Source organism: Arcobacter sp. L (genome assembly GCF_000284235.1).
In the GTDB taxonomy this organism is placed as follows: Bacteria; Campylobacterota; Campylobacteria; order Campylobacterales; family Arcobacteraceae; genus Aliarcobacter; species Aliarcobacter defluvii.
Genome location: NC_017192.1, coordinates 1,464,749 through 1,489,654, shown reverse-complemented (window position 1 = coordinate 1,489,654; position 24,906 = coordinate 1,464,749). Strand labels below are relative to the sequence as shown.

Annotated in this window: 27 protein-coding genes; 7 read left to right on the top strand and 20 right to left on the bottom strand. The window is 26.0% G+C overall.

Annotated features, from left to right (window positions below; all coding sequences use genetic code 11):
- The 4 genes from ABLL_RS07440 to ABLL_RS07425 are packed head-to-tail and all read right to left on the bottom strand — an operon-like array spanning position 1 to position 3,274.
- On the bottom strand, positions 1 to 1,821 hold the full coding sequence (locus tag ABLL_RS07440; RefSeq protein WP_014474176.1) for a TonB-dependent siderophore receptor: 1,821 nt from the start codon (positions 1,819 to 1,821) through the stop codon (positions 1 to 3).
- Between the two features lie 23 nt (positions 1,822 to 1,844).
- Entirely contained in the window at positions 1,845 to 2,027 is a 183-nt protein-coding gene (locus tag ABLL_RS07435) for a hypothetical protein (RefSeq protein WP_014474175.1), read from the bottom strand.
- 33 nt (positions 2,028 to 2,060) lie between these two features.
- Positions 2,061 to 2,771 (bottom strand): sulfite exporter TauE/SafE family protein, encoded by a 711-nt coding sequence (locus ABLL_RS07430; protein ID WP_014474174.1) that lies wholly within the window; start codon positions 2,769 to 2,771, stop codon positions 2,061 to 2,063.
- The gene (locus tag ABLL_RS07425) at positions 2,771 to 3,274 is read right to left on the bottom strand and encodes a hypothetical protein (protein ID WP_014474173.1); all 504 of its coding nucleotides are present in this window, start codon (positions 3,272 to 3,274) and stop codon (positions 2,771 to 2,773) included. The genes ABLL_RS07430 and ABLL_RS07425 overlap by 1 nt, the downstream gene beginning before the upstream one ends.
- Before the next feature lie 304 nt (positions 3,275 to 3,578).
- On the opposite strand from ABLL_RS07425, the gene ABLL_RS07420 reads away from it, so the two are divergent.
- A complete protein-coding gene (locus tag ABLL_RS07420; protein ID WP_014474172.1) occupies positions 3,579 to 4,202 on the top strand; it encodes an HAD family hydrolase in 624 nt (207 codons plus the stop codon).
- An 8-nt stretch (positions 4,203 to 4,210) separates the two neighbouring features.
- Positions 4,211 to 4,372 carry a hypothetical protein gene (locus ABLL_RS15060; protein WP_158310008.1) on the top strand — a complete coding sequence of 54 codons (162 nt, stop codon included), beginning with the start codon at positions 4,211 to 4,213 and terminating at the stop codon, positions 4,370 to 4,372.
- Here ABLL_RS15060 and ABLL_RS07415 read toward each other — a convergent pair.
- A complete protein-coding gene (locus ABLL_RS07415) occupies positions 4,369 to 5,055 on the bottom strand; it encodes a pseudouridine synthase (protein WP_014474171.1) in 687 nt (228 codons plus the stop codon). The genes ABLL_RS15060 and ABLL_RS07415 overlap by 4 nt on opposite strands.
- A 63-nt stretch (positions 5,056 to 5,118) precedes the next feature.
- Here ABLL_RS07415 and aat point away from each other — a divergent pair, with 63 nt between their 5' ends.
- Complete coding sequence (gene aat, locus ABLL_RS07410) at positions 5,119 to 5,787, top strand: leucyl/phenylalanyl-tRNA--protein transferase (protein WP_014474170.1); 669 nt, start codon at positions 5,119 to 5,121, stop codon at positions 5,785 to 5,787.
- On the opposite strand, the gene rlmF is transcribed toward aat, so the two are convergent.
- On the bottom strand, positions 5,784 to 6,725 hold the full coding sequence (gene rlmF / locus ABLL_RS07405; protein WP_014474169.1) for a 23S rRNA (adenine(1618)-N(6))-methyltransferase RlmF: 942 nt from the start codon (positions 6,723 to 6,725) through the stop codon (positions 5,784 to 5,786). The two genes, aat and rlmF, sit on opposite strands and share 4 nt — an antisense overlap.
- 108 nt (positions 6,726 to 6,833) lie before the next feature.
- Between rlmF and ABLL_RS07400 the strand changes: the two genes are divergently transcribed.
- Positions 6,834 to 7,436, top strand: coding sequence for an RraA family protein (locus tag ABLL_RS07400; RefSeq protein ID WP_014474168.1), 603 nt, complete (start codon positions 6,834 to 6,836; stop codon positions 7,434 to 7,436).
- Between the two features lie 20 nt (positions 7,437 to 7,456).
- On the opposite strand, the gene ABLL_RS07395 is transcribed toward ABLL_RS07400, so the two are convergent.
- The 13 genes from ABLL_RS07395 to ABLL_RS07340 form a co-directional block, all read right to left on the bottom strand.
- Positions 7,457 to 7,828 (bottom strand): DCC1-like thiol-disulfide oxidoreductase family protein, encoded by a 372-nt coding sequence (locus ABLL_RS07395; protein ID WP_014474167.1) that lies wholly within the window; start codon positions 7,826 to 7,828, stop codon positions 7,457 to 7,459.
- Positions 7,818 to 8,195: a S24 family peptidase gene (locus tag ABLL_RS07390; protein ID WP_014474166.1), complete on the bottom strand. Its 378-nt coding sequence runs from the start codon at positions 8,193 to 8,195 to the stop codon at positions 7,818 to 7,820. Before ABLL_RS07390 ends, ABLL_RS07395 begins: the two co-directional genes overlap by 11 nt.
- Positions 8,188 to 8,484: a nucleotidyltransferase family protein gene (locus ABLL_RS07385; protein ID WP_014474165.1), complete on the bottom strand. Its 297-nt coding sequence runs from the start codon at positions 8,482 to 8,484 to the stop codon at positions 8,188 to 8,190. Before ABLL_RS07385 ends, ABLL_RS07390 begins: the two co-directional genes overlap by 8 nt.
- 44 nt (positions 8,485 to 8,528) lie before the next feature.
- On the bottom strand, positions 8,529 to 8,681 hold the full coding sequence (locus ABLL_RS15260) for a hypothetical protein (protein ID WP_371325619.1): 153 nt from the start codon (positions 8,679 to 8,681) through the stop codon (positions 8,529 to 8,531).
- Between the two features lie 118 nt (positions 8,682 to 8,799).
- Positions 8,800 to 12,690 carry a hypothetical protein gene (locus ABLL_RS07380; RefSeq protein WP_014474164.1) on the bottom strand — a complete coding sequence of 1,297 codons (3,891 nt, stop codon included), beginning with the start codon at positions 12,688 to 12,690 and terminating at the stop codon, positions 8,800 to 8,802.
- A gap of 110 nt (positions 12,691 to 12,800) precedes the next feature.
- Complete coding sequence (locus ABLL_RS07375; protein ID WP_014474163.1) at positions 12,801 to 15,170, bottom strand: ATP-binding protein; 2,370 nt, start codon at positions 15,168 to 15,170, stop codon at positions 12,801 to 12,803.
- The gene (locus ABLL_RS07370) at positions 15,157 to 16,110 is read right to left on the bottom strand and encodes a DNA exonuclease SbcCD subunit SbcD (protein ID WP_014474162.1); all 954 of its coding nucleotides are present in this window, start codon (positions 16,108 to 16,110) and stop codon (positions 15,157 to 15,159) included. Before ABLL_RS07370 ends, ABLL_RS07375 begins: the two co-directional genes overlap by 14 nt.
- A gap of 223 nt (positions 16,111 to 16,333) precedes the next feature.
- A complete protein-coding gene (locus tag ABLL_RS07365) occupies positions 16,334 to 17,062 on the bottom strand; it encodes an energy transducer TonB (RefSeq protein WP_014474161.1) in 729 nt (242 codons plus the stop codon).
- Positions 17,059 to 17,436, bottom strand: a complete 378-nt coding sequence (gene exbD / locus ABLL_RS07360; RefSeq protein ID WP_014474160.1) for a TonB system transport protein ExbD — start codon at positions 17,434 to 17,436, stop codon at positions 17,059 to 17,061. Before exbD ends, ABLL_RS07365 begins: the two co-directional genes overlap by 4 nt.
- Positions 17,417 to 17,842, bottom strand: a complete 426-nt coding sequence (gene exbB / locus ABLL_RS07355) for a TonB-system energizer ExbB (protein ID WP_014474159.1) — start codon at positions 17,840 to 17,842, stop codon at positions 17,417 to 17,419. Before exbB ends, exbD begins: the two co-directional genes overlap by 20 nt.
- Complete coding sequence (locus tag ABLL_RS07350; RefSeq protein ID WP_014474158.1) at positions 17,839 to 19,269, bottom strand: 4Fe-4S binding protein; 1,431 nt, start codon at positions 19,267 to 19,269, stop codon at positions 17,839 to 17,841. The genes exbB and ABLL_RS07350 overlap by 4 nt, the downstream gene beginning before the upstream one ends.
- 9 nt (positions 19,270 to 19,278) lie before the next feature.
- Positions 19,279 to 21,393, bottom strand: coding sequence for a TonB-dependent receptor (locus tag ABLL_RS07345; protein WP_014474157.1), 2,115 nt, complete (start codon positions 21,391 to 21,393; stop codon positions 19,279 to 19,281).
- 121 nt (positions 21,394 to 21,514) lie between these two features.
- A complete protein-coding gene (locus tag ABLL_RS07340; RefSeq protein WP_371325618.1) occupies positions 21,515 to 22,087 on the bottom strand; it encodes a peroxiredoxin in 573 nt (190 codons plus the stop codon).
- Positions 22,088 to 22,452: 365 nt separating this feature from the next.
- On the opposite strand from ABLL_RS07340, the gene ABLL_RS07335 reads away from it, so the two are divergent.
- Both ABLL_RS07335 and ABLL_RS07330 read left to right on the top strand, forming a co-directional pair.
- Positions 22,453 to 23,613, top strand: a complete 1,161-nt coding sequence (locus tag ABLL_RS07335) for a hypothetical protein (RefSeq protein WP_014474155.1) — start codon at positions 22,453 to 22,455, stop codon at positions 23,611 to 23,613.
- Between the two features lie 105 nt (positions 23,614 to 23,718).
- Positions 23,719 to 24,147 (top strand): DsrE family protein, encoded by a 429-nt coding sequence (locus ABLL_RS07330; RefSeq protein WP_014474154.1) that lies wholly within the window; start codon positions 23,719 to 23,721, stop codon positions 24,145 to 24,147.
- 23 nt (positions 24,148 to 24,170) lie between these two features.
- Here ABLL_RS07330 and ABLL_RS07325 read toward each other — a convergent pair whose 3' ends face one another.
- The gene (locus ABLL_RS07325; RefSeq protein WP_041654763.1) at positions 24,171 to 24,521 is read right to left on the bottom strand and encodes a hypothetical protein; all 351 of its coding nucleotides are present in this window, start codon (positions 24,519 to 24,521) and stop codon (positions 24,171 to 24,173) included.
- A 162-nt stretch (positions 24,522 to 24,683) separates the two neighbouring features.
- Here ABLL_RS07325 and ABLL_RS07320 point away from each other — a divergent pair, with 162 nt between their 5' ends.
- Positions 24,684 to 24,896 (top strand): DUF4492 domain-containing protein, encoded by a 213-nt coding sequence (locus tag ABLL_RS07320; RefSeq protein ID WP_041654762.1) that lies wholly within the window; start codon positions 24,684 to 24,686, stop codon positions 24,894 to 24,896.
- Positions 24,897 to 24,906: the final 10 nt, after the last annotated feature.

Below are 24,906 nucleotides of genomic sequence, written 5' to 3'. Positions count from 1 at the left end.
TTAGAAAGAAGCCTTTAAACCTATGTATGCACTTCTTTGTGCAGTGGCATAACCATCAACTGTTTGATAATATTTATCAAATAAATTATCAACTTTTAGATATGTTGAGAAATTTTTGCTTATTTCATAATTTACAACTGTATTCCATAAAGTATAGTTTCCAGTTTCAGTTCCAGTTTTATTTGCGCCATCATATCTATTTCCAACATAATATCCATTTACATTAAAATGTACTTTATCAAGTCCATAATAATCAACAGCAAAACCAACTTGATTTTTTGGTCTTCTTGCTAAATCTTCATCATTACTATCTTTTGCACTTAAATGTGTATAGTTTAGATTTAATAATAAATCTTCAATTATCATTTTTGTATATTTAGCTTCATAACCTTCAATAGTTGAAGTTCCAGCAATATTTTGATATTTTGAAGATTGCCAATTTATAAGATTATCAATTTTATTTTTAAAATATGTAAGTGTAAAATCTTTATATGTTGATGATATATCAAAACTTTTAACTTTTTCAGGTTCTAAATCAGGATTAGCAATTCCCCAAGGATTTAACATATTTATAATATTTGGTGCATTATATGCTGTTCCATAATTTGTACTAAAAGATAAATCCTCATTTACACTATATTTAGCTCCAATTTTTCCTGTATATTTTGAACCAAAATTTGAATAATCATCTCTTCTTAAAGATTCAGTAAGTGCAAAATCACCTAAATAGTTTGTATTTGTTATATAAATTGCTTTATTTGTATTATCATCTTTATTTGATGAATCATCACCTTTTATATAATCAACTTCTGTTTTTTCATGAGATAAACCAATTAAAAAATTATCTTTATCAAAATAAGAAATATTATCTGTTAAATCCAAAAGTTTAACTTTTCCATTAAAATCTCTTACTTGCCATGCACTTGTAGCTTCAAGTTCTTCTTTTTCAAATTTAGATATATCATATTTTAGTTTTATATTATGATTTTTATAAATCTTGTTATAACCAACAGAATATAAATTTGATTCATTATCAGAATGTAACAGTGCATCAGGTGCATTCCAGTCATCATATTCAACTAAAGAGTTTATATGATTGTAATTTACACTTAAAATATCTTCATCTGTGATATTATATGAACCTTTTAAATTAACTGTTGTATTTCTATAACCATCTTTTTCATAATCATCAACTCTATCACCATAAGGTGCTTGAGATGAGAAACCATCTGTTAAAACTCTATCTGCTGACAATTTTACACTATATTTATCAGTTTTATTTGATACTGACATTCCATATTTTTTTGTATTAAAACTTCCAGCTTCTACATTTACATCTGCATGAGCACCTTTTTTTGCCTCTTTTGTAATTATATTTATAACTCCAGCACTTGCATCTGCTCCCCAAACACTTGATTGTGCACCTTTGATTACTTCTATTCTTTCAATATCTGAAATCATAAGATGAGAAAAAGCTGCTCCACTTGTATTTGAAGGGTCTTGATATTTTACTCCATCAATTAAAACTAAAATTCTTTTAGAATCCATACCTCTTAAAAAAACAGAAGTTGTATTTCCCATTCCTCCATTACTTGTAAAAGAGATTCCAGGAACTGTATTTAAAGCTTCAACAACTGTTGTGAAGTGTCTTTCTTCAATTTCTTCTTTTGTTATAACTTCAACATTTGAAGTAACATCTTTGATTGATTGTTCTGACTTTGTAGCACTTGTAACTGTGATTGTTTCTAAATCTTGAGCTGAGAAAAGGTTTGTTGCTATTAGAAAGCTTGCAACTAAGCTTATAGATAATTTTTTTTGCATTATTAATTTTCCTAAATTATTATTTATATGTTATTTGTTGAATATAATTTGATTGGTTTTAATTGTTTTTGTAACAATTGTTTAGTAATTTTTGGCATTTTTGATAAAATAGAATGAATCATACAATTTATTGATTGTATTTTTTTATCTACAGTCGCAGCTAAAATTCCGAAAAGACTAAAGTATTTTCTATTTTTACTGATCATTATTTCCTCCTTTATAAAATTTATTTTGTTGATTTATATATGACAACTTAAAATTGATTTTGTAGGATCTGTTAGATATTCATAACCGATATATCCTATGTATATTCCAAAAGCAATTACTAAAATTGAAGCAAGTTTAATAAATAAATCTCTTAAATTTGATTGTTTGAAAAGTCCAACAAAAAAACCAAGAGAAAAAAGTGCAGGTATTGTACTAAGTCCAAAAATCAGCATTACAAATGCACCCCAAAATGCACTTCCTGTACTAGCTGCTGTAATTGCAAAAACATATACAAAACCACATGGAAGTAGTCCATTTAGCATACCTAAAAGATAAAAACTAAATAAAGAATCTGAACCTAAAAGTGATTTAAATGTTTTTTGATAAAAAGATGATTTTGAGCAACTATGTTCAAGCATTGTTAAAAATTTAATTTTACCAAGAAGTGAAAGTCCAACTAAAACCATCATAAATCCAGTTATAAGTAAAAATATCCCACTTGTAAGATTATCAAAAGTCACAACTCCACCAACAAGACCAAATAAAGCTCCCAATATCATATAAGTTGTAATTCTTCCAAAAGAGTACAATAAATGAGCAATAGCTTGAACTTGTTTTGACCACTCAGCTTTTATTTTTGTACTTGAATATGCGATAACAATTCCTCCACACATTCCAACACAATGACCAAATGAACCTAAAAAAGCTATTGAAATAATAGTTATAATACTAATTGCTTCCATTATTTACCTAATAATTCTTTTTTGTAAACTGGATTTGCCATAGTTTCACCTCGAAGCATTTTTAAACTCATCTCTTCAAAAGTAATAAATCCATCTTGTTTATTTTCATAAGCACCAAATCCGTATCTCATAGGAGTTATATCTGTTTGACTATACCAAGCCGTTCTTCCATCTATATATTTTTTTGTATCGATAGTTCTAACCCAAATTTTTGCTTCATCTTTAAAAGCTTTATCTTTTAACCAATTTGCCATTCCACCGTGGTCATGGAAAAACCAAGTTTTACCATCAGGAGCTACAACTTGAGAAACATAATCAAGATTATCAATAATCATCCCACAATCACTATCTTGATATTTTCCTAAAACTATATCAAGTGGTGTTTGAGTAATATTACCCTCTTTTAAAACAACCATTTGTTTACTATTTGACATTGATAAAAATATTATAACAATGATGGCAATTATTACTATTATTGTAAAAAAAGGTAAGATTTTTTTCAATTGGAACTCCCAAATTTTAGCCGTATTATATTCACTTGTTTATAAAATTCAGATTATTAAGGCATAAAAAAAGGCTTTACAGAGGGAAAAACTGTAAAGCCTGTATTCAAATCTATTTCAGAGTATAGGATACAAAATCATATGTATTTAGTAGTAGGAGGATTTAATACAAATATCCTATGGAAGAATAATATCAGTTCAAATATTAAAATAAGATAAAAGTTCTCCTATTTGTTTATTTTTTTTAACTATTTACTTATATTTTTAATAATATAATAAAAAATCAAAAGAAAAAAGGAATTTAATGCGTCTAATAATGTTTGATATGGACGGAACATTGATTGATAGTGGATTTGCCATTACAAATACTATAAATTATGTACGAGAAAATTTAGGTTTTGAAAAATTAGAAAAAAATCATATTTTAGAAAAAGTAAATGACCCAACTATAAACTCAGCAGAGTTTTTTTATGGAACAAAAGAGTTTACACAAGAACAAACAAAACTTTTTGAAGAGTATTATAATCAACACTGTTTAAGTGATTTGGCTGTTTATGATGGTATTACTAAACTAATTGAAGATTTAAAAGGTGATTTTACACTTGCAGTTGCAACAAATGCAAACTCAACTTATGCATATAAGATGCTAAATCATGTAGGTTTAGCAAAATATTTTTCAACTATTTTAGGTTATGACAGTGTAAAAAATCCAAAACCACATCCTGAAATGGTTTATAAAATTTTAGATAAACATAATATACAAAAACATAATGCACAACTAATTGGTGATTCTTACAAAGATATTATGGCTGCTACAAATGCAGGTGTTGATTCAGTTTTAGTAAACTGGGGATTTTCAAATCATGAAAAAGATGCAATTGAAACTGTGCAAGAATTAGAAAATAAAATAAAAGCAAAATTTTACTAAGAGTTATTATGTTTGAAAGTATAAAAAATCTCTTTAAAAAAGAGGAAGTTTTCCCTTGTATTATTTTTGATGGAAAAATTATGAAGTATCTTGACTTAACTCAAAAACAAATAGATAAACTTCAAGAAGAAAATAAAGATTGGACAATAACAAAAAAAGAGGAGTGTTAAAGTTTTATAAACTTATACTCACCCTCTTTTAAATCTTCTACATCAAATCCTGCAAAATTTAATCTATGAAGTTTAACTACCCTATTTCCTACTGCTGCAAACATTCTTTTTACTTGATGATATTTTCCCTCAACAATTTCAAGTTTCACTTGTGTTGGAGTTATAATTTCAAGTTTGGCGGAAAGTAAAGGTTTTTTTTCACCATTTAGCATAAGTTCTCCACTTGCAAAGATTTGGGCTTCATCACCTTTTAGTGGTTTTGCAAGTGTAGCTTCATAAACTTTTACAACATCACTTTTTGGACTTGTTAATCTATGATTTAAGTCTCCATCATCTGTTAAAATAATAGCTCCTGTTGTATCAACATCAAGTCTTCCAACTGTAGAGATTTTTGGATTTCTTCTATTCCAACGTTGTGGAATTAAAGAATAAATCAAACTTCCTGCATCATTATGAGAGCAAATAAAACCATTTGGTTTATTTAATAAAATAGTGATTGTTTCAGCATCTATTGGCTCACCATTAATTTTGATATCATCATGATATGCTTTTAAAGATGGGTCAAAAACTCTTTTGTCTTTTACTAAAACTTCAAAAATTCTCAAAAACTTTTTTGCTTCACCTCGTGTACAATATCCCAAACTAGACAGATGTGCATCTATTCTTTTATAACTATTTGCCATAAATTCCTATCTTTTTCTTTTAAATTGGTCGGATATTAACATTTTTTTCAATAAAATACAAATATGAAATTACTTGATAAAAAATATAAAATCTATTTATTAGATGATGATAACTTTGATTTTCCAACTTTAGAGATGATGAAAGATGATTTGGTTGCTGTTGGTGGTGACTTTCATCCTCAAAGACTTATAAATGCTTATGAAAATGGGATTTTTCCTTGGTATATTGACGATTATGGTTATATTCATTGGTTTTCTCCAAATAAAAGAATGGTTTTAAATCCAAATGAAATGAAAGTATCAAAAAGCCTAAAAAAATCTATTACAAACAAAGGTTTTGTTGTCAAATCAAATGAAAACTTTGAAAAAGTTATGCGTGAATGTGCCGAAATTAAACGAAAACATGAAGATAGCACTTGGATAAGTGAAGAGTTTATTCAAGCTTATACAAATTTGCATGAACTAGAAATTGCTTTTTCTATTGAAACATATTTGGATGATGAGTTAGTTGGTGGACTTTATGGACTTGTTATTGGTGATATTTTTTGTGGTGAAAGTATGTTTGCAAAGGTAACTGATGCTTCAAAAGTTGCTTTTTATCATCTTTGCCAATGGGCAAAAGAAAATGAAATCAAAATCATAGATTGTCAAGTTTACAACGACCATCTAGCAAGTTTGGGAGCTAGTGAAATAAGCAGAGTTGAGTATTTTAAAATATTGGGCGTAGATTAATTTACTCTATTTTTAGCCCAAGTTTTTTGCTCATCTTTTGATAAAAAAGTCCAAGCTACTATTCTACTTATTTTTTGACCGTGAGCCATTTCTATTGTTTTTACTTCTACTGCTTTTGCATCTTTTAAAGCTTTATAAATAAAAGAAAGATTCTCTTTTTTTGATACAAGAGTTGTAAACCATAAACAGTTTTTTGAAAACTCTAAACTCTCTTTTATCATATTTTTAATAAATACTATTTCTCCACCTTCGCACCAAAGTTCATTGTTTTTTCCACCAAAATTTAGAGCACTTTTTGTACTTTTTTGTTTTGTAAGATTTTGAACTTTTATTTTATTTCCTGCTAATGCTTCATCTAATGATTTATGAAAAGGAGGATTGCATAAAGTAAAATCATATTTTTCATCTTTATTGATAATATTTACAAAAATATTAGAAGGATTTTCTTGCTGTAATACTTTGATATTTTCTTTTAAAATTTCATTTGAATTTATGATATTTAAAACTGATTCAATAGAATTTTTTTCTATATCACTTCCTAAAAACTGCCAACCATAAACGCTAACACCAATAATAGGATAAATACAATTTGCTCCAACTCCAACATCTAAACCTTTTATAGCTTTTCCTTTAGGAATTTTTCCATTGTTACTTAAAGCTAATAAATCCGCAATATGATGTATATAATCAGCTCGTCCAGGAATTGGAGGACATAAATATCCTTTTGGAATTTCCCAATTCTTAATCCCATAAAAATGCGATAATAAGGCTTTATTTAAAGCAATAACAGCATCAGGATTTGCAAAGTCTATTGATAAATCACCATATTTATTTGGTTTTACAAACTCTTTTAGGCTATCTTGAGATTTTATTAAAGTAGTAAAATCATATCTATTGTTATGAAAATTTCTGTGATGTAGTGTTTTTGTATTTGACATATCTTATTTTATCCTATTGATAATGAAAATTGTATTATTGATTTTCTAAGTATTTGCAACTTTTTATTTTAATAGTGTAATATTTCTTACCAATAATAAGGAGAATATGTGGATTATAAAAAATTTAGTGAAATTTCACCTTGTGATTATGCAGGAACTTTAAAAAGAGAAAGTTTTATGGATGCTGGAATAAAAGAACTTTGGTCAAATATTCCTAGAATCTCAGGTCCTGCATTTACTGTAAATATGGTTGCAGGAGAAAATTTAGCACTTCATAGAGCTATTTATGAAGCACCAGTTGGTTCTATAATCGTAGCCCAATCAAATACAATGGATTATGCAGTAATTGGTGGAAATGTAGCCACTATTGCGTATAACAGAGGAATTGTAGGTTTTGTGATTGATGGTGTTGTAAGGGATATAGCAGAGATTAGAGAAAAAAGAATTCCAATGTTTGGACGTGGTGTTTTAGCAATGCCAGGAACAAAAAAACAAGCTGTTCCCGTAAATACACCAATAATTGCAGGTGGAATAAATGTAAATCCAGGTGATATAATAGTTGCTGATGAAGAAGGAATTGCAGTTATTCCAAAAGATAAAGCTGAAGAGATATATCAAGAGTGTAAAGAAAAAGTTAAAAAAGAGTCTGCTTTGAGTTTTGAAGAGTGGGCAAATAGACACAAAAAAAATATAGACTCTTTTTATGAGTGATTTTGACTATTAAGAAAAGATTAGATTTTGCTATCTTTTCTTAAAATAAAAAGTATAAATTTTCTCAAAATAAAAAGAATTTTATATAAAAGTTTTGAAAAAGTATTTTCATAAGCAAAGAAAAAATGCAATTTTCCCAAAATCATAGTTTTATCAACTGCACTGTTTAAAAATTCTAAAGCCTTAGCTCCTTGAAAACAATCATTTTCATATACAACTATAAAACCATCGTTTATATCAAGGTTTTTGCAAATATTTTCTAGTTCTATTTTACTTTTTCTAGCATCTATTAGTTTTAAATCAAAACTCTTTTTTAGCTTCAAAAAGTTTGTGTAATTTTTACAAAAAGGACACTCTTCATCGTAAAATATGATTATTTGATTAGTTTTCATTTTCAAAATATATCAAAACTTTTGCGATGATTCTACAATCCTCTTTTTTATAAACAAGATGAGAAAAATCAGGATTTATAGATACAAAAAACTCTTTTTGCTCTATAAGACTAGCTTTTTTTATCCACATATTATCATCTTTATAAATCAAAAATATAGCTTCATTTTCAAACTCTTTTTGAGATAAATCAGCAACAACCAAAGAGTTATCAGAAATAACTGGTTGCATAGATTTACCTTCTACTTTTGAGACAAAAAGTGAAGTCTTAGAGTATGGAACTTTTATCAAATCCTCTTCAAATTCTAACTCCTTTTTTACTATTTTGTTGTCTATTTCTTGGTGGTATTCTAGTTTTATTTTAGACATATTTTACTTCTTTTAAAACTTCATCTTTTACAAGAGGTTTTAGGTATTTTTCCCTTGCAATATCTACTTTTTTATCAAATGCTTTTTCCATAATCTCTTTTAATAAAGATTTTTTTTCATAAATATCTGTTAAATCTTTTTTTAATTCGATTAATATGTCAATATCACTATCATTTTTGGCTTCATTTCTAGCGTATGAGCCAAAAAGACCGATTTTTGTAATACCAAAATCTTTTTTGAATTGCTCTTTATGTTCTGTTAAATAGTTAATGATTATATCTTGAGTCATTTTCAATCCTTAATGAAATAATTATATCTAATTTGCTTTTATATTTACGATTTTAAAGTTTCAGCTTTTTCAATATTTTCAATGGCTTTTGATATTTCATCTTTGTCACCATTTTTTAATACTTGTGCTAAGTATTCATCTCTTATTTCTTGATTGTCTAAATATTCAGAAATATCAAAATCTTTTAACTCATTTATTTTGTGATTTTCTTTTTTCTATGTATTTTTGAAAATCACTCATTTTGTTACTCCCAATTTTTATATGATAAAAGTATTTTAAACCATTTCCCCGAAGTCAGGGAATTGGTTTAATCTATTATTTAATAATTTTATTCTCAAATATATCTCGAAAAGTATTCTCATATTTAGAAACTAATATACAATCATCAACATTATCTTTCTTTAAACATTTATACATTTCAAGTAATAAATATTCAATTAAATCTCCTTTTAAAGAAAAATTACTAATAATTCTTTGTGTGAACTTTAATATATCATTATTTGATTTAATATTTGAAATTAAAAAAATTGTTATTGCCTTCATTGTTTGAGTATTAGTATTTACTTTTGGGTCAATTAATGATAATAAATAACCATAAGTTTTTAATTCTAATTTATTGTATTCTAGTTCAAAAAGAATATTATAGGAAATACTAGAACCTATTATTCTATATCTTCTTTGATTAATTATAATTTGAAATACAATTTTTATCAAATCGGTTTCTTCTTGATAAAAGCTTATAGTATCAATAATTTTTTTGATTGCTAACTCAAGTAATTCTTCCCTGAGAATTGACAAACGATAATCTAAATTAAAAATTGTAAAATCAATTTTTAATTCATATAAATGTTTTTTATCTATTAATGCAATTATTAATACTAAAGATAAAGAGTTAAGATTAATATTAAATGAATCTTTATTATTATCCTTTAATATTTTAAAAATATTTTGAAGAAATCCAGCTTTTTTTTCATCTTGTATATTTACTGATCTATTTTCTAGTACAAATGATAATAAAAAATATTCAAATAATTTTGGATTTTTTTCAATATCAAATTGTTCATAAAAATCAATAAAAGATACTTTTTTTGCATTTCTATGTGAATAAATTAACTCTAAAAAATCAATATTAAATAATACTTTATCTGTATTATTTAATTCTTTTTCATATATTTTAAATTCTTCTAAAGAATTTCCCCATGTTGATATACTTTGTAATATTTCATCATCTGGAATTTTTTCAATCAATTTAGATATAACATATTTTAACTGCCAATTATATTCTAAAGAATTTGTATTTATTATAAATTGTATTTTTGATTTTATTACATAAAAAACATCATTTAATGTTTTTAATGTGGGTTCAAGTAAATAATTAAAAATTTTATTAAGTAGAGATAACTCATTACTTATAGAAGTTATTTCACAGAGATCTATTAACAATTTATTCTGTCTTAAATCTTTTATATTTTTTATGGAAGCTTCAAAAGGACCAATTTGTATCAAAAATTTATTTTCTTCAAATAAACTGTTATATTTTATATCTGTTTCAATATTTAATAACCTCAAAAAATATTCTGATATTTTTTCTTCAGAATATCTTTGAATATTAAAAAAAAGATATTCAGCTAAAAAATATTTTGCTTTAATATTTGAATGTAAACTTTCTGATTTTATTAATGCTTCAATAAAATCAAACTCAAAAAACATATTTGGAAGATTTTTCTCATATTTCCAATCAAAATATTTGTAATACTTCTCTAAAATAAATTCATTAAAGACACTATTATCAACAAATAAATTTAAACAATATAACTCTTCTTTTTCATCAATTGGCCAATAATTATAAAATTTTGGAAGTAAATCCTTATTATTTTCCGATAATATAGCAAGAATATTCCAACTACTCAGTCTATTAGCTAATAAACTTGACTGTAAACCCTTTTGTAAAATATCTGTCATTCCATTGTCAATAATTTTAAATCTTAATTTTTGTAGTAAATGTTTTATATTATCAGGTGCAATTATATTGGTCAATTCTTGTAAATGTTTTATAAATTTATTTTCTTGTTTTGGCCGATTTGAAAGTATTGATTCAGATAATATCTCAAGAGATAACAAAGCTCCATATTTAGAAGATTTACTTAATGAAACCTCTTTAAAATCAATATCTGAACCATTTAATTCTCCTAAATATGAATCTAAAGAGTCTAATAAATAATCTTTATTTTTCGCTATATACCCGATCATAAATATAAATATATTTCTCCAATAAATACTTTCTGAAATAACTTTTATATTTTTTGTAACTTCTTGATCACTCTTATTATGTACATTATACATCGCAGAAAAATATTCTTGTGTTGAACGTATTGCAAATCCAATTTTATTATCTTGGTTTTCTGTTATAAATACCAATCTATCTGTTATTGCTTCCATAATCTCAAGTGTATACTTTTTCTTATCTATTTCTTCTATCTCTTGCTTGGTAAAATAATCTTCTATCAAATCTTGAAAACTACTTATTTCAATATATGAAGAAGAATTTTCTTGACTTTGAGAAGAAAGTTGTAAGTTATTACCCAATAAATAATGTATTTCATTAATATAATCTTCATGTTCACTAATTATTTTTAAAACATTTTTCTGCTTTTCTCTTTTTAACATCGTTTGATAATAATCATTAAAAAGTGAAAACTTATCTTTTGATGGCTTACCTCCACTTTTTACTAAGATAGCCATTATTGTAGCTTGAAGAGGTGTTCTCATGATATTTGAAGTTACTTCTGTACTCAATGCTTCTTTTAAAATTTTTAATTGACTATTTCTATCATCCTCTGAGTTTACAGTATTATAAAGAAGATTTTCTAAATATTTTAAACAAGTTTCATCATCTAAATCATTAAGTTTAAAATGTTCAAAATTTGATTCATTAAATTCATGAGAATAACCTTGAGGTCTTGTAGTTGCAATAATTATTGCATCACAACAAATTGTTTTTAATTCATTATTTATAAAATTATCAATTTCAGCAATTACTTCTCCTCTATTTGAAGTAGATGGAACTTCATCTAAACCATCAAATATAAATAAAAATGATAATTTTTCTAAAAAAATCCTAAAATTACCAAATTCACTAAATTTTTCATCTGCTCGATACTCAATTCTATATTGAATATAAGAAAGTATAGAAAATGATAAAGCATCTTTTTTTTGATTATTTAACCATTCTGAATAATCACTTAATATAATTCTAATTGGAAACCGATAACATTTAGGATGTGTATCAAGATTCATATTTTGATCTAAAAAATTTCTACTATTATCTGACAACTTTTTGTTAAAATTCTTTAAAAAATGAACTCGATATATTTGAGTTAAAAACTGAGTTACAGTTGACTTACCTTGTCCTGGTCCACCTATAAAAACCATTTTATATTGATTATTTTTCCAAATTTTATTACCAGTATCAATACAATATTGAACAAATTTTTGACTATCATCTTCAAATAGACTATCTTTACTAATACTTAAATCAACAAATACTTTATCTAAGTTAATTTTTTTATCTGTTAATTCATTTGCTTGTTCTAATTTTGAATATAAATCTTCTTCAAATTCTTTGTTTAAAAATCTATATAAAATATTTTGATCTTTTTTCTCATTGATTTGTATTGATTTATACAATTCTTGTAAAATATCACCAGATAAAATAAAACTAGCATATGATGTTGCAACATCCCTATTATTATCTAAAAACTTACAAATTTCATCGTAACCATATATTTTAATATCTGGAATTAAATGAACATAAGTTTGTTTAAACTTTTCAATTTTATCTCTTCCTCCTGTCTTGCTTACTGAAGTAAATCTTATATTTGTAAAAAAAAGATAAACGTCAGGAGTTTTTAAATCTCTATCTTTATTTTCAAATTTTTCCATTTCTTTCTTAAATTCATTTTCAGCCCATTTCCAATCTAAATTATCCTTAGGACATGAACATTCTTTAAACTTAGCCTGAATAACATGATAACCTTTTGTAGTCTCTTCATTAATGATACAATTTCCCTCAAAAGTTGCTTCTCTCGCTCCATCAGGTCCACTTCCAAATACAATATTTTTATAATCAAATATTTTTGTTGAAAGAGATTGAACCAAATGTTCAAATTCATTATTATTTAATCTGTCTAATTCATATGTTCCCATGTTCTACCTTTTTAATCAATGTTTTTTTATTTTTATACTTATATTTTTTTTAATCATAACTTTAACTTTCATATTTATTCATAAATATATCCTTTTATTCTAATTATTTCCTAAACTTCCACAACCCGCTCAAACATCTCTTTTATCTCCATTTCATGGCTGATTAAAAATATTTGTCTATATTGTTCTTTAATTGTATGAAAGGCTTCAAGTATTTCCATTCTTCTCGTATCATCTTGACTTCCAAAAACTTCATCAAAAGCCAAAAACTCTACACTATTTGCACCGCTTAGTTCACTCAAAGTTTTTGAAATAGCGATTCTTAAAACTAAGTTTGCAAGGTCTATTTCTCCACCACTAAATCGTTCTATTGGATATCTTTTACCTTCATCGTAAATATAAAAATCAAAGTCATTTGATACTTCTATGTGTTGGTATTTGCCTTTTGTGATTTGGGCAAACATATTTGAAGCAATATCGGAGATTCTTGGAGCTACTTTTGAGTTTAGTTTTGTTTTAAACTCTGCTAGATTTATTTTGATTTTTTCATAGTCATTTAGGTCATCTTTTTTTGTTTGTACTTTTTTTAGTTGAGTTTCATTGTTTGATAAACTCTCTTGTATAGTTTTGATTTGTCCTTCTATAGTTGCTATTTTTACTTTTAAATCATTTATTAGACTTATTAGACTATCTTTTTGTTTTTGTACCTCATCAAACTCTTTTGATTTTTCTTGATGTTTTACCTCATCATAGTATATAGCTTTATACTCTAAATCTTTTTGTAGAAGTTCTAAATTGTATTTATCTTGATTATGAATAGAAGTTTGTAACTCCTCTTTTATAGTATCAACTCTTTTTAACATAGTTTCAAGTGAGAGTATATACTCATACTTAGTTTTTAACTCTTTTTGTTTTAAAAGTAGTTCTTCATGTAAGTTCTTATCATAACTATAGATTTCAAGTTTTGCTAACTCCTCTTTGTTTTTTACTCCCTTTTGTGTCACTTTTTCAAAATGCTCTTTTAAGGCTAATAAATCTCTTTTTTTATTTTCTATTAGGTTTATCTTTTTAGAGATTTCAAAATGCTCTTTTATATATGCTTTTTGTTGTTCTTCTAGTTTTTCTTTTTCTTCTTTTATATTTGCTAATTGCTCTTTTGCAGTATCTATCTTTGTATTTTGTGTATTTAGCACTATTTGTTCAAGGGAGAATATAACACTATCATACTCATCTAAAAGTGGTCTTGTACAAGTTGGACAGTTTGATTCACGTCCAAGTGTTGTAATATTTTCTATTTTCTTTTTTATATCTGCTATTAGCTTCTCTTCACCTGCTATTTCTTGTACTACTCTTTTTTCATCTAATTCTTTATTTGTTAGTAATTGTTTATACTTTTCTATACTCTTATCTAACTCTTTTTCTTTTTCTACTAACTCTAAATGCTCTTTTGTTTCAAACTCTAATACCTTTATACTATCCTTTGCTTTTGTGTATTGTTCTCTTAACTCTTTTTGCTCTAAAAGTAATCCATCTTTTCTTAGACTATACTCTTTTAGCTTATCTTGCTCTTTTAGAGTTTCATGTAGATTTATATACTCTTGCTTTATAGTTTGTAAGCCTTTTAACTCTTCTTGTTTTGTATATAGTGTATTTAGCTCATTTTGTAGTTTTTCTTGAGCTTTTTGGTGAGAATTGATTGTATTTGTTAGAAGTTCACATCTAGCTTTTAAACTTTGCTTTTGCTCTTTTGTTTTTGTAAATAGTTCTAACTCTTGTTTTATTGTAGAAACTTTTTGATTTAACTCTTCTAAAACTAAACTTTGTTTATCTATCTCTTTTAAAAACTCCTCTTTTTGAGCTGTTTGTTCAACTATATTCTCTTTTTTTATAGTTATCTCTTCACTACTTAATAATACTTCTTTAAAAGCATCTATCTCTCGTTTTAACTCCCTACTCTTTTCTACTAACTCTTTTTCTACAAAATCAATCTTTTCAAGACCTAGAAGTTTTCTAATCATCTTTTTTCTATCTTCTGGTTTACTATTACTTAAACTTGTAAGTTCTTTTTGACTAGCAAACAGTGTATGCATAAAAGCATCTTTACTCATCTTTGTTAGATTTGAAATAGTTGTGGTTACTTCTTTTGCACCTGTTGTTATAAGTTCTTCGTTTTTATATAGTTTTGCATTTGCACTTAATGTCTTTCCTCTAAACTCTCTGATGATTTTATATATACTCTCACCTATTTCAAAATCAAGTTCAACACTTACAATATCTTTTGAAGTTGCATTTGCATTTCTTACTACTTCTTTATCACCTTTGTTTCTTAGTTCTCCATATAAGGCAAATAAGATAGCTTCAAAAATAGTAGATTTTCCACTACCATTTTTCCCTATGATTCCTATAAGTCCTAAATCAAAAGAGATTTCAAAAGAGTTATACTTTTTAAAGTTTTCTAGTTTTAGTTTAGTTAGTATCATAACTTACCTCTTCATACTTAGAAAATAATTCTTGTGTCTTTTGTTTTAGTCTTTCATACTCTAGGTCATTACAACTCTCTTTTATATGCTCTAAAAAATACTCTTCAAGTGATATAGCTTCAAGATTATCAATATTTGATGAGGTAGTATCTTTTTTAAACTCTCTTTTTATACTAACACTTAAAGCAGTTGGAAATAACTCTTTGATTTGTTTGTTTTGAATATCTATTGAAGAAAGTGGTGTAAGATTTATTAGTTTTACTTCTACTATAGCATTTTTGCAATCACTTGTATCTAAAGCTTGTATTGAAACTTCATAATCTTCACAATCTATCTCTTTTTGTCGTATAGCTCTTATGTTTATTTCTTTATAGTCTATAGTAAGTGTATCTTTTATAGTTGCAACGATAAAACCTTTTGAGTTTCGTTTATCATTTAGACTTGTTCGCTCAACGCTTCCACTATAATAAACATTTTCATACTTTCCAACTTTTCCAAAACCATGCCAATGCCCAAGAGCTACATAATCCATCTTTTCAAATATATACTCTTTGTTTGATGGATATACCCACTCTCCAAACTCACTCATCAAATACCAAGCACCAACTGAACAGTGCATCATCATGACATTTTTTTTGTTTTCGTCTATATTTGCTTCACAAAAGTTTATTTGCTCACATGCAATATTTTCATCATTCATATGTGGTAAGGTATGAAATACTACATCTTCAAACTCTATTTTTTTATACTCTTGATTATATGAAACATAGATATTTTTAAAGTTTTCAAATATCTTTAAAATAGGAGAACTAAGATTTGTTCGTGGAGTTGAGTGATTTCCAGCTATTAAAATAAATGGAATATTTAAAGCATTTATCTCATTGAACTTTTGTAAGGCATAAGTAATTGCTCTATTACTTGGACTTGCTCTATGAAACAAATCTCCCGTATGGATAATAAAATCAGTTTTATTTGCTCAACTACTTGAGTAAAAGCATCATAAAAGTCTGCTTCTCTTTGGTTTATATTGTTTTCATTTATAATATCTAGGTCATTAAAACCTAGATGTGTATCGCTAAAATGTAATATTTTCAAAGTTAAATCTTTCTTTTTTTAAAATTGTTAAAAGATTATAACAAACAAATTACTCACAAATGACTTTTTTAGATTAACTTATACTCTATTGGAATTTGAATTTCTATAGTTTTATTTGTTTTAGGAAAATTTCTTGAAGCCTCTTGTATAGCTTCAATTGTTGCATTTTGTAAAAATTTATGACCATCAACTATAATAATATTTTCAACTGTACCATTTTCATTGATTTTAAATCTTACTGTTACAACTCCTTGAATAGATAATTTTCTAGCTTTCAAAGGATATTTTACATTTTGATTTATCAAATTTCTAATAAGTGCTAAATGTTTTTCTAAATACTCTTTTTTTTCATCAACTACTGGTTTTGTAGCTGATAATTCTTTTATTTCTTTTTGTATATTATTATTTACTATATTTTCTTTTACAACTTCTTCTTTTGTAGGATTTTTTTGCTCTTTTATTTCCTCTTTTCTAACTACTTTTTCTTTTTCTATTTTTTTCTCTTTTGGCTTTTTTTGAACCTTTTTCTTTTCTTCTTTTTTAATTACTTTTTCTATTGGTTCTGGTTTTATTTCTTCTTTAATTTGCTCTTTTTTTTCTTCTTGTATAATCTTTTCTTCTTTTATTTGATTAACAACTGGTTCAGGTTTTAACTCAATATGATTTAAAGATATTTTTTGAACTACTTGAGAGTCTTTCATAATCATCTTTTTATCTATAAAAAAATAGAAAATTCCAAAAGCAAAAGAACTATAAAAAACTAATGCAATAATAAAAGAATTAAAATATCTTTTCATTTTTTAGTCACTATTGAGATATTTGAATATTCGTATCTTTTTAACATATCTAAAACAGATACAAAAATCTCAAATTTTGAATTTTTATCACTATTTATATGAATTGGTGTATCTTTAGAAAATTGTAAAATATGTTCTTCTATATTCTTTAAACCCTCTATATTATTATTACAAAATAGAGTTCCATCCTCTTTTATAACTATTATTATCTCTTTATTTACTTTTAGATTTTCAGCATTTGATGCTTTGGGAAGAGATATAGGAATTATTCCTTTTGTAATAAAAGTTGATGTCATTAAAACAATAGTTAATAAAACAAGTAATACATCAATAAATGGTATTACATTTATTGAATCATATTTCTTCAGTTTCATAATAACTTTCCAAAACTTCTGCATAACGTCCTAAGATATTGTAAAAAATCTGAGAACTAATAGCAACTACAAGTCCAATAGCAGTTGCTTTTAAAGCAAGTGCTAATGAACTCATGATTTTTGCTGCATCAATGTCACCATTTCCCATAGTAAAAAATGTAAGCATTATTGCTAATACAGTTCCTAGTAATCCAATATAAGGTGAATTTGAAGCTATTGTTCCTATGATTGTTAGGTGTCTTGTCAAAGCAATATCTAAAGCCTTTTTATTTTTAAAACTTTTTACATCTAACTTTTTATAAAAGATTATTCTTTCAACAAAAAACCAAAATGAGATAAAACTCATAAAAAGTAAAAGAGCAATAACTCCATAATCTATAAGATTTTTTAAAACTTCGATATTCATTTATTCTCCATGCTCATTTGATGATTTTTATGATTGTGTCCCATATTTGCACCATAAGTTTTAAATACATAACCCGTATAAAAATTTAGACTCATATAAAAGATTATAAGTGCAGATGCAAAAGGAAAAGCAAAAACTTTTAAAATAGTTTTGCTCTCTATTAGTTTAAATCTTGCTATCATCAACACAAAAGCCCAAATATAACCTATATGATTAAAAACTTTAAAAATATGAACCCAGTCATCTTTTCTACTTGCAAGTGGTTGCATAGTTTCAAATCCTAAATAAAAAGCTTGATTAAACCCATTTACGATATTTGAAGCATAAGAATAAAAGAAAAATTCCCCAATATGTGATAATCCACCTATTATAAATAATGGAGCAAAAGCATATCCTAAAGTGTAAAATGTAGTTTGAAAATTAACTTTTAAAATCTTTGAAGCTATAAACATTCCTCCAACACTTAAAACTATTGAAATTAAAACTGCATATAAAAATGCAAAAAGTCCAATAACATCAATAGTTCCAAAATTTATAAATGATTCAAAATATCTTGCTGTTTTAGTCCAAAAAAACTCTTCAACTATCGCACTTCTTCCAAGTGCGTGATGAAATCCCATAGTTATACTAATAGCTGCTGTTATAAAAATCAATGCCCAAACTTCTGCTTTTGATGTTTTAAACTTATCAAATAATGTGCTTGAAGGTTTTTTAAATTTAAAAGCTACACTTTCACAGACACTGCTACAATCCATACATAAAGTACAATCTTCCATAGAATTTTTCTTTGCAAAAGTAAATGGTTTTAAGTTATAACTACAAGCAGTTGCACAATCAAATGTTTTACAAGATGAACAGTGTTCTTTGTAAGTTTCAAGTTTTGTAAATCCTACTTTTGAGAAAGCTTTTGTCATAGTTCCAATAGGACAAATATATTTACAATATGCCATTTCATCATAAACATAATAAAAAACTACAGCAACTAAAGTCATAATAAAAAATAAAAGTGCAGTTGCATAAGGTGTTTTGAAAAACTCCGGATACATATAATATGTAGCCCACCAACCAATAAAAAGTAAAAAAACTCCAATAAAAGGATTTGCTAAACTTTGAGGAATTTTTCTTTTTAATCCAAATTTAGTGATATATTTTCCTATAAATCCATGAGGACAAATTCCACAAAAAATTCTTCCAAATGTTGATAATGTTGTAACCATAGAAAATGGCCAAAACAATCCCCAAAAGAGTGCTGTTGTAAATAGATTTTCCTCTTTTGTAGGATTAATAAATCCCATATAAATTGCATATGCAAATAAAAATAAAACTAAAATCTGAACTATTCTTTGAAAAACTCTATTTTTAAAAATGATATTTAAAATAGGCATTCCAAAAATATCATTTTTATCTCTTTTTACAAAATTTACCATAATTATTTCCTAAAATTTATATGTATATGTAAGCATTGTCATTCTAGGACTTGCAGCTTTATATGACTCAATCCCATAAACATCTTTTGAAGCTTCTGAAGCATAATATTTATCAAATAAGTTATTGATATTTAACTGAATATTGTGATTACTTTTTTCATATCCAATCATAAAATCTGTAATTAAATCATAACCCTCATACTTTTGTGTATTTGCATTATCCATATAATAACTTCCATAAGTTCTTGCAGTTACTCTTGTTTTAAATCCATTTGCTAGATTATAAGCTGCAAATAGTGAGTATTGATTTTTTGGAATAAATGGCATATAGTTTCCATCTCTTGAAACTAAACTTCCTCGCACTGATTCATTAAAAGTATCAAATTTAAAATTACTATAAGCATAAGCTCCACCAACTTGTAAAGTTGAAGTCAAATCATAAGCTAAATTAAACTCTAAACCTTTTTTATCTGTTTTTCCTGCATTGTCATAGATAGAATTTCCATTTGCATCTTTGATTTGTATAATCTCATCATCTACAAAATTCTGGAAAAGTGCTAAATCATAAGCTAATTTATCAGTTCTTGTTTTTAATCCAATTTCATAGTTTGTACTTTGAGATTTATCTAAATCTTCATTTTCTCCCAATTCACTTGTTGTTGGAGCTTGATTTGCAGTTGCAATTGATGCATAAATATTTGTATTATCTGTTATTGCATAACTTGAACCAAATTTTGCAGAAAATAGAGTAAATGAATTATCTATTGAATACTCACCAATACCAGCTTTATAACTTTTTGTTGAATAATCATAAGTTGAAATTTCATTTCCATCTATATCAAATTTTAATTTATCAATTCTTGTACTAATATCAAAACCCAATTTATCTGTTGCTTTAAAACTCTCCATTAAATAAGCACCATAAAGTAAAGTTTGAGAATCTTCAGTTGAAGCTAAGGCTCCTTTATTATTTGATAAAGTTTTTACTATTTGATCAACTGTTGTTTTATTTGCACCCCAACCTGTTGTTACAGTATTAGTTATAACATCTGCATATTCATATTTTTTAGCATCATTAGTTTTGTCCATTTTAAATGTCAATCCACCAACAAGCATTGCATCTTTTTCAAATAGTTTATGAGCTGCATTAAACTCTAAATCTGTACCAAATACTTTATTGTCATCAGCATCATTTATAAGACCAGTTACAGGATGGAAATGTTCCCAAGAGTTAAAATAAAATCTTGGTTTATATGTAATATTTCCTACTTCTTTTTCATATTTACTATTTAATGAAAAGATTTTCGAATCCCTTGCACTATTTTGCCATTGACTTGAAGTATCATGTTGTTTTCCTGTTTGTTTAAAAATCTCAAACTCTTCTTTTGTCATAGAAGCTGGAAGTTCTAAATTTGACTCTGTATATGAAAGTTCATTTTCGATTGTTGAGTCATCATCAAAAATATGACCATATTTTAAAGTTGCTTGTGTAGTATCAAACTCATTGTTATCTCTCCAAGAGTTATCGATTTTTCTTGAACTAAATGTAAATGAAGCAAAATCATTTTCATCTATTGCACCTCTTAATTTAAGATTTACATTTCTTTGATTTTCATCACCAGCACCAACTTTGAAACTATTTTTATCTTCATCAAAAACTGATTTTGTAATTAACTGAATAACTCCACCTGTTGAATTAACAGCATTTATAGACCCTGGTCCTTTTTGAACTTCAATACTTGAAACATCTTGCATATCAATAAAATCAAATCTAGTAAAAGAATCTGGATCTGTCATAGGAACACCATCTTTCATAACCATGATTTCTCTTACCCCATATCTAGCTTTTAATCCAGCACCTCTAATAATTAGTCTTGGACTTGGTGAATTTGATGAAGATTCAGCAATTACACCTGGAATATTTTGTAAAGCATCTTGAATATTTAAGATATTTTTATCTTTGATTGTTTTTTCATCTACAACAGCAATACTTTCGCTTACTTCTTTTGTTGCTTTTTCAACTTTTGTAGCAGTTACTGACATCTGTTCTAGTTTTATTGTTTCATTTGATAAAAGATTTGCATTTAATGCAATTAGTGCAAATATAGAGTATTTTAGTCTCATTTCAGTCCTTAAATAAGTTTTTGAAATGATAGAACTACTCTGTTAACTTTCTGTTAATTTTTTGTTAGATTTGTAATAAAAAGGTGATTATCCCAAGAAAAATCTTGGGATAAGAAAAAAACTAGGCTAAAATTTCTTCAATAGTAATATAATCACCAACTCTTCCTGTCATTTGCTCAACATCAGTATTAACTGGAAGTGTTTTTTTGCCAGGAACCCAACCAGCTGGACAAACTTCACCTGTTTTAGATGCATGTTGCCAAGCTTTTACTTGTCTTAAAAATTCATTTACATTTCTTCCAACCATTGGAGCTTGAACTTCTTGAGCTACAACAACACCATCAGGATTGATTAAAAATCTTCCTCTTAAAGCTTGTCCCTCTTCTTCAATCATTACACCAAATGCTCTACTTACATTTCCTGTTGAATCAGCTCCAATTGTAAGTTTTAATCCTTTTAATAAAGGTTCAGTTTCAACAAATCTTTTATGAGAAAATTTTGTATCAGTTGAAACAGCTAAAATTTCAACTCCTAATTCTTGAAATTCATCATATTTTGCATTCATCGCTGCAATCTCAGTTGGACAAACAAATGTAAAATCTGCTGGATAAAAACAAACAACGTGCCATTTACCTTTATAATCTTCACTACTAACTGTTGTATAATGACCTGTTTTTGAATCATAAGCATCCATTTTGAACTCTGGAACTCTTCTTAAAACTAAACTTGAACTCATATTTTTTTCCTTTTTTATTTCATTATTATTTTCATTTTCTAAAACTGTTTCTTTTTCTTCTATTGGTTTTGCACCTGTATCGCAAGCCATAAGTTTCTCCTTTTAAACAAAGGATAATATTTTTCCTTTGATAAAAAGAATTGTATATGATTTAAAATAAATTAGACCTTAAAAATAAAATAAATTTATAAATTTATCATAATATATAATTATAATACTAAGAATAAATTAAATTCTAATATATTAATTTCTCTTATATATTATTTATAATATTTTAATATATTAATAAGTAAGATAACAAAAAAATTTATTAAGGATTATTTATGACTTTAAGAGAAAAATTCTCTCCGACTTGTTTTTTATCTGCGTTAGGTGCAGGTGGATTAAGTGTATCATTTTTTATGTATCTAATGTTTTTAGTTCCACATCCAAACACACCAATGGCAACTTATGATTTTATAATGCCAGCTTTATTAAAAGGAGATTGGTTATCTTTTGTAATCTCATTTTCATTAGTATTTATTATTGCATTTGCTTTTTTTCATTTCAAATTATTGCTTTGGAATACAAAACAATATAACTTATATAAAAAAACAAAAGCTTATGAAGATTTAAAAAATTCAAATGCACAAATTACTCTTATGACTCTTCCTTTAACTTACACAATGACTATAAATGTTTGTTTTGTTTTAGGTGCAGTTTTTGTTCCTGGTCTTTGGAGTTTTGTTGAATATTTATTTCCTTTTGCACTACTTGGTTTTATAACAACTGGTTATTTTGCTTTAAAGATATTTTTTGAGTATTTTTCAAGACTTTTAACAAAAGGTGATTTTGATTTTTCAAAAAACAATAACCTATCTCAAATGATTTCAATATTTGCCCTTGCAATGGTTGCTGTTGGATTTGCAGCACCAGGAGCAATGAGCCATAATATAGTTATAAATTCTATTGGATTATTCTTTTCAATATTTTTTGCCTCTTTATCAATTTTATTAATATTAATAAAAATAACATTGGGTTTCAAAAATATGTTTGAAAAAGGGCTAAATCTTGAAGCAGCTCCTTCTATTTGGATAATTATTCCTATTTTAACACTTTTAGGTATTGCTTTTATAAGAATTTCATTTGGATTAGAGCATCACTATTCTTCACCTGTAGAAAGAACTTCTTTATTTATCTTAACTTCTATTATCTTATCTTTACAAATTATATTTGGTATTTTAGGATATATGGTTATGAAACAAATAGGATACTTTGAAAAATATATAGAATCAGGTGAAAAATCTGCAATTTCATTTGCTTTGATTTGTCCTGGAGTTGCTTTTTTTGTGTTTGGTATGTTTTTTATAAATTTTGGATTAACATATAATGAAATCATTTCAAAATATTCTATGGCTTATTTTATTTTAATGATTCCTTTTATTTACATTCAAATAAAAACTATTATCTATTTCTTTAAACTTTACAAAAAGTTTTCTTTTTAAAAGAGGAAAATAATTCCTTTTTTTATCTTATTATAAGTTAAAACTATTTAGAATAAATAAGTTTTAATTATAATATTAAAACAATTTTATATAAGGATTTATAATATGAAAAAAACTTTACCTATTTTATTATCTTCGTTAGTTTTATCAACTTCTCTTTTTGCAAATGATAATTTAGCAAAAGGATTAAATGTAGTTATCACATCAAAAGATGCACAAACTCAAATGATGGGAATGGTTCTATCTATGATGACTTTAAAACAAAAAAAAGAAGTAAATATGACTCTTTGTTCTGATGCAGGAGATTTAGCTGTAAAAGGAATTGAAAGTCCTATTTTAAAACCTCAAGATAAATCACCAAAAATGATGTTACAAGCTTTAATCAAACAAGGTGCTAAAGTTGAAGTTTGCCCTCTTTATTTACCAAATGCTTCGAAAGATGAAACAGTTTTATTAGAAGGTATAAGTGTGGCAAAACCAGCTGAAGTTGCAAAAAAATTATTAGATAAAGACTATCAAAATTTAAGTTATTAAATAATTAATAGAGTAAGTTTTTCTTACTCTATTTCCAAATCACTAATGCCGTATTTTTCTCTTATTTTTCTACGTTCCTCAATTTCTTCTTTTTTTGCATTTGGTTTTGTAAAATCAATTTCAGGTCTTTCTATAACTGGGATTTTCCCTTTTAGTTTGGGATTTAATCTAAAAAATTCTTCTAAATCAATTTTATAAATGTTATCTTTATTATGTAATTCTGTTTGTTTTGGATACTTTAAAATATAACAACCTTTAAAATCTTTTTCTATTACCCCTTTTTTTGAGAGTTTTCTAAAAATATCAAATTTAAAAATCATATATCCAATTATAAATATGCAAAAAGCAAAAAAGATATCTCTAATATATTCCATAATCCTTATCCATTTAAATATTATTATTTTATTAAAAATTAGATTTTAAAGCTTGAAGTATAACAAATTTAACATTTTAATAAAATTTATTTTTCCTGATTGATTGACTCTTATATCTTAAAATGATATGATTTCATAAAGATAATAATAAGAGGAAATTATATGATTAACATAAGAAATATTTATTATTTTTATCTTAATGGTTTTAAAAGTATGACAATTGGAAAGACTTTATGGAAAATTATAATTATAAAATTATTTGTAATTCTTATTTTCCTTAATTATTTTATCCATGATAAATCATTAAATACAGAATATAAAACATACGATGAAAAAGTTGATTTTGTTTATAAAAATCTAACAAAAAAGAATTAAATAGGAAATC

Excerpts from the sequence above, each read along its gene's own strand:
- ABLL_RS15060 (WP_158310008.1), top strand. The coding sequence starts at position 4,211 with ATGTTTGAAAGTATAAAAAATCTCTTTAAAAAAGAGGAAGTTTTCCCT.
- exbB (WP_014474159.1), bottom strand. The coding sequence starts at position 17,842 with ATGAATATCGAAGTTTTAAAAAATCTTATAGATTATGGAGTTATTGCT.
- ABLL_RS07345 (WP_014474157.1), bottom strand. The coding sequence starts at position 21,393 with ATGAGACTAAAATACTCTATATTTGCACTAATTGCATTAAATGCAAAT.
- ABLL_RS07320 (WP_041654762.1), top strand. The coding sequence starts at position 24,684 with ATGATTAACATAAGAAATATTTATTATTTTTATCTTAATGGTTTTAAA.
- rlmF (WP_014474169.1), bottom strand. The coding sequence starts at position 6,725 with ATGTCAAATACAAAAACACTACATCACAGAAATTTTCATAACAATAGA.
- ABLL_RS07385 (WP_014474165.1), bottom strand. The coding sequence starts at position 8,484 with ATGACTCAAGATATAATCATTAACTATTTAACAGAACATAAAGAGCAA.
- ABLL_RS07390 (WP_014474166.1), bottom strand. The coding sequence starts at position 8,195 with ATGTCTAAAATAAAACTAGAATACCACCAAGAAATAGACAACAAAATA.
- ABLL_RS07440 (WP_014474176.1), bottom strand. The coding sequence starts at position 1,821 with ATGCAAAAAAAATTATCTATAAGCTTAGTTGCAAGCTTTCTAATAGCA.
- ABLL_RS07435 (WP_014474175.1), bottom strand. The coding sequence starts at position 2,027 with ATGATCAGTAAAAATAGAAAATACTTTAGTCTTTTCGGAATTTTAGCT.
- ABLL_RS07420 (WP_014474172.1), top strand. The coding sequence starts at position 3,579 with ATGCGTCTAATAATGTTTGATATGGACGGAACATTGATTGATAGTGGA.
- ABLL_RS07340 (WP_371325618.1), bottom strand. The coding sequence starts at position 22,087 with ATGGATGCTTATGATTCAAAAACAGGTCATTATACAACAGTTAGTAGT.
- ABLL_RS07330 (WP_014474154.1), top strand. The coding sequence starts at position 23,719 with ATGAAAAAAACTTTACCTATTTTATTATCTTCGTTAGTTTTATCAACT.
- ABLL_RS07335 (WP_014474155.1), top strand. The coding sequence starts at position 22,453 with ATGACTTTAAGAGAAAAATTCTCTCCGACTTGTTTTTTATCTGCGTTA.
- ABLL_RS07415 (WP_014474171.1), bottom strand. The coding sequence starts at position 5,055 with ATGGCAAATAGTTATAAAAGAATAGATGCACATCTGTCTAGTTTGGGA.
- ABLL_RS07380 (WP_014474164.1), bottom strand. The coding sequence starts at position 12,690 with ATGGGAACATATGAATTAGACAGATTAAATAATAATGAATTTGAACAT.
- exbD (WP_014474160.1), bottom strand. The coding sequence starts at position 17,436 with ATGAAACTGAAGAAATATGATTCAATAAATGTAATACCATTTATTGAT.
- ABLL_RS07365 (WP_014474161.1), bottom strand. The coding sequence starts at position 17,062 with ATGAAAAGATATTTTAATTCTTTTATTATTGCATTAGTTTTTTATAGT.
- ABLL_RS07395 (WP_014474167.1), bottom strand. The coding sequence starts at position 7,828 with ATGAAAACTAATCAAATAATCATATTTTACGATGAAGAGTGTCCTTTT.
- ABLL_RS07325 (WP_041654763.1), bottom strand. The coding sequence starts at position 24,521 with ATGGAATATATTAGAGATATCTTTTTTGCTTTTTGCATATTTATAATT.
- ABLL_RS07430 (WP_014474174.1), bottom strand. The coding sequence starts at position 2,771 with ATGGAAGCAATTAGTATTATAACTATTATTTCAATAGCTTTTTTAGGT.
- ABLL_RS07350 (WP_014474158.1), bottom strand. The coding sequence starts at position 19,269 with ATGGTAAATTTTGTAAAAAGAGATAAAAATGATATTTTTGGAATGCCT.
- aat (WP_014474170.1), top strand. The coding sequence starts at position 5,119 with ATGAAATTACTTGATAAAAAATATAAAATCTATTTATTAGATGATGAT.
- ABLL_RS07375 (WP_014474163.1), bottom strand. The coding sequence starts at position 15,170 with ATGATACTAACTAAACTAAAACTAGAAAACTTTAAAAAGTATAACTCT.